At 72.1% G+C, this 3,696-nt stretch carries 1 protein-coding gene and 1 pseudogene; one reads left to right on the forward strand and one right to left on the reverse strand.

The genetic code is table 11. The features are described 5' to 3' along the window. Positions 1-321: 321 nt before the first annotated feature. On the reverse strand, positions 322-3,048 hold the full coding sequence (gene polA, locus AOQ53_RS37885) for a DNA polymerase I (protein WP_059424420.1): 2,727 nt from the start codon (positions 3,046-3,048) through the stop codon (positions 322-324). A 168-nt stretch (positions 3,049-3,216) separates the two neighbouring features. Here polA and AOQ53_RS37890 point away from each other — a divergent pair. Beyond that, positions 3,217-3,696 (forward strand): annotated as a pseudogene (locus AOQ53_RS37890) (hypothetical protein); the annotation flags it as partial.

Below are 3,696 nucleotides of genomic sequence, written 5' to 3' on the forward strand. Positions count from 1 at the left end.
GCCTGGGGCCGTGCGGCGGAGGAACGTGCGTATACCCATGCCCGCATCTTTGCGAGCGCCGGGGACGCGGGCCCTTTCTCGGGGGCCACGCGAGTGACGTTTTCGGCGGGGGTGGGGCGGCGGGTGCCCCCGGCACAGCGCTTGGCCGAGGGCATACCGCGTCTTCTGTTCAGGGACTGCTTCGCGTACTCCGGGATTGCTTCGCGCAGCGCGCCGGACTAGCGCCCCGGCAGGCAACGTTCGCCCCGTCGCGACGCCCGGCACGCCCTCTCGCCACACCGGACGCCGCTCCTTGACGGGCAAACGGTGCCCGCCGGGGCACTAGTGCGCTGCCGACTCCCAGTCCGAGCCCGCGCCCACCGAGACGCCCAGCGGTACGCGGAGGTGGACGGCGTTCGCCATCTCACGGCGGACGAGTTCCTCGGCGGCAGCCCGCTCCCCGGGGGCGATCTCCAGCACGATTTCGTCGTGGACCTGGAGCAGCATGCGGGAGGCGAGCCCGGCGTCCTTGAGCGCGCTGTCCACCTTGAGCATGGCGATCTTGACGATGTCGGCCGCCGTGCCCTGGATGGGCGCGTTGAGGGCCATCCGCTCGGCCGCCTCGCGACGCTGGCGGTTGTCGCTGTTGAGGTCGGGGAGGTAGCGGCGGCGTCCGAAGAGCGTCGCCGTGTAGCCCGTCGCCCGGGCCTCGTCGACCGCCCGGCGCAGATAGTCCCGTACGCCGCCGAACCGCTCGAAGTACGCGTCCATCAGGGCGCGGGCCTCCGCCGCCTCGATGTTCAGCTGCTGGGAGAGGCCGAAGGCCGACAGACCGTAGGCCAGGCCGTACGACATGGCCTTGATCTTGCGGCGCATCTCGGCGTCCACCGCGGTCGGCTCGACCGCGAAGACCTGGGAGGCGGCCGTGGTGTGCAGGTCCTCGCCGGAGGTGAACGCCTCGATCAGGCCCTCGTCCTCGGAGAGGTGGGCCATCACGCGCAGTTCGATCTGGCTGTAGTCGGCCGTCATCAGGGACTCGAAGCCCTCGCCGACGACGAAGCCGCGGCGGATCGCGCGGCCCTCGTCGGTGCGGACCGGGATGTTCTGGAGGTTCGGGTCCGTCGAGGACAGGCGGCCGGTGGCGGCGACCGTCTGGTTGAACGTGGTGTGGATGCGGCCGTCCGCGGCGATCGTCTTGATCAGGCCCTCGACGGTGACGCGGAGCTTGGCCTGCTCGCGGTGGCGGAGCATGATCACCGGCAGCTCGTTGTCCGTCTGCGTGGCGAGCCAGGCCAGCGCGTCGGCGTCCGTCGTGTAGCCGGTCTTGGTCCGCTTCGTCTTGGGCAGGGCCAGCTCGCCGAAGAGGACCTCCTGGAGCTGCTTGGGCGAGCCCAGGTTGAACTCGTGCCCGGCCGCCGCGTGGGCCTCCTTCACCGCCTGCTGGACGGCGCCGGCGAACATCTGCTCCATGGCCTCCAGGTGGGGCCGGTCGGCGGCGATGCCGTGCCGCTCCATGCGGGCGAGCAGCGCGGACGTGGGCAGCTCCATGTCGCGCAGCAGGTCGGCGGCGCCGACCTCCTCCAGGCGGCTCTCGAAGGCCTCGCCCAGGTCGAGGACGGCGCGGGCCTGGATCATCAGGGCCTCGGCCTCGGCGCCCTCGTCCGCGCCGAAGGCGAGCTGCCCGTCGGCCGCGGCGGCGGGGGCCAGCTCGCGGTGCAGGTACTCCAAGGACAGCGCGTCAAGGTCGAAGGAGCGGCGGCCCGGCTTGACCAGGTAGGCGGCGAGCGCGGTGTCCATGCGCACGCCCTCGACGCTCCAGCCGTGCTCGGCGAAGACGCGCATGGCGCCCTTGGCGTTGTGGAAGATCTTGGGCCGGGCGGCGTCGGCGAGCCAGGTGGCGAAGGCCCTCTCGTCGGCCTCGTCCAGCTGGGAGGGGTCAAACCAGGCGGCCGCCCCGCCGGGCGCGGCGAGCGCGACCTCGGCGACCGAGCCCGTGCCGAGCGCCCAGGCGTCGACCGTGGCGACGCCGAGGGGCTGGGCGCCGTGCTCGGTGAGCCAGCCGGCCAGCTCGCCGGTGCCGAGCACCGTGCCGTCCAGCTGCACGCCGTCCGTGCTGATCGGGGTGGTCTCGGCCTCCTCCGCGCCGGGGTCGACGGCGAAGAGCCGCTCGCGCAGGGAGGGGTTGCGGATCTCCAGGGTGTCCAGGATCACCGCGACGGCCTTGCGGTCGTAGGCGGTCCGCTCCAGGTCGGTGACGCCCTTGGGCAGCTCGACCCGGCGCTCCAGCTCGGTCAGCCGGCGGTTGAGCTTGACCGCTTCCAGGTGGTCGCGGAGGTTCTGCCCGGCCTTGCCCTTGACCTCGTCCACGCGCTCGACGAGCTGCGCGAACGACCCGAACTGGTTGATCCACTTCGCGGCGGTCTTCTCGCCGACGCCGGGGATGCCGGGGAGGTTGTCGGACGGGTCGCCGCGCAGGGCCGCGAAGTCCGGGTACTGCGCGGGCGTCAAGCCGTACTTCTCGAACACCTTCTCCGGGGTGAAGCGGGTCAGCTCGGAGACGCCCTTGGTCGGGTACAGCACCGTGGTGTGCTCGCTGACCAGCTGGAAGGAGTCCCGGTCGCCGGTGACGATCAGCACCTCGAAGCCCTCGACCTCGGCCTGGGTGGCGAGGGTGGCGATCACGTCGTCCGCCTCGAAGCCGTCGACCGCGAAGCGGACGGCGCCCATCGCGTCGAGGAGCTCGCCGATCAGCTCGACCTGGCCCTTGAACTCGTCCGGGGTCTTGGAGCGGTTCGCCTTGTACTCCGTGAACTCCTGGGAGCGCCAGGTCTTGCGGGAGACGTCGAAGGCGACCGCGAAGTGCGTGGGCGCCTCGTCGCGCAGCGTGTTGGCCAGCATCGACGCGAAGCCGTAGATCGCGTTCGTCGGCTGGCCCGTCGCGGTGGTGAAGTTCTCCGCGGGCAGCGCGAAGAACGCTCGGTAGGCCAGCGAGTGCCCGTCCATGAGCATCAGTCGCGGACGGCTGCCGCCGGAGGTCTTGTCGGTCGTCTTCGATGCTGTCTCTGCCACGCCCCCGATCCTGCCACGCCCCACTGACACTCGGCCCCGGCCCCGGACCCGGCCCTCGGCGGCGCGGGCGCCGGGGCGGGCCCCGCCCCGGCCCGCCCCCACTCGATGTCACCGCCGCGTGGGAGGATCGGAGATGTACCTCACAGCGCAGTCGAAGGGGAGCGTGCGATGGCGACGAAGCCGCCCAAGGGTGATCCGGTTCAGGACGCGCCGCAGGTCGCCGGGCCGAAGCACGCGGCAGCGGGCCTCCCCGCGATCGGGCACACGCTGCGCGCCGCCCAGCAGCAGATGGGTGTGAAGCGCACCGCGCTGACGCTGCTGAGCGTGAACCAGAAGGACGGGTTCGACTGCCCGGGCTGTGCCTGGCCGGAGCCGGAGCACCGGCACAGGGCGGAGTTCTGCGAGAACGGCGCGAAGGCCGTCGCCGAGGAGGCCACGCTGCGCCGGGTCACGCCCGAGTTCTTCGCCGCGCACCCGGTCGCCGACCTGTTCGGCCGCAGCGGCTACTGGCTGGGACAGCAGGGGCGCCTCACCCACCCCGTGTATCTCCCCGAGGGGGGCACGCACTACGAGCCGGTCACCTGGGAGCGCGCCTTCGACATCATCGCCGAGGAGATCGCCGCCCTCGGCTCCCCGGACGAGGCCGTC

The organism is Streptomyces azureus (assembly GCF_001270025.1).
GTDB lineage: Bacteria > Actinomycetota > Actinomycetes > Streptomycetales > Streptomycetaceae > Streptomyces > Streptomyces azureus.